The organism is Mycobacterium sp. ENV421 (assembly GCF_002887815.1).
Classification (GTDB): domain Bacteria; phylum Actinomycetota; class Actinomycetes; order Mycobacteriales; family Mycobacteriaceae; genus Mycobacterium.
Genome location: NZ_PDHO01000160.1, coordinates 1 through 303, shown reverse-complemented (window position 1 = coordinate 303; position 303 = coordinate 1). Strand labels below are relative to the sequence as shown.

Sequence of the window (303 nt, the reverse complement as noted above, 5' to 3'; positions counted from 1 at the left end):
CCAACTCAGCATCAAAACCCACTCGCGCCACCTACCACGCAAAATCCGGGCTAGCATTCGGAATCCTCATCGACGCGTTCATTGTCAGGATGACCCTCGTGCCGGCGGTGATGTCCCTTGTCGGCGACTGGGCCTGGTGGCTGCCCCGACACCTCGACCGGCGCCTCCCCAACCTCGACATCGAAGGCGACAAGCTGAGAACCACCCTTGATGCCGATAAAGGCCAATCTCAACAGCACCGTGACCAACTGACACGAAAATTGGGTGACCACAACGGGTGACCCGGCTGGGTGGCTGGTTATG

The 303-nt window shown here is 59.7% G+C and carries 1 protein-coding gene; it reads left to right on the top strand.

The genetic code is table 11. The annotated features are described in order from the left end of the window. The first annotated feature begins 89 nt into the window (after positions 1-89). On the top strand, positions 90-281 hold the full coding sequence (locus CRM90_RS30165; RefSeq protein WP_502693340.1) for a hypothetical protein: 192 nt from the start codon (positions 90-92) through the stop codon (positions 279-281). Positions 282-303 lie beyond the last annotated feature (22 nt).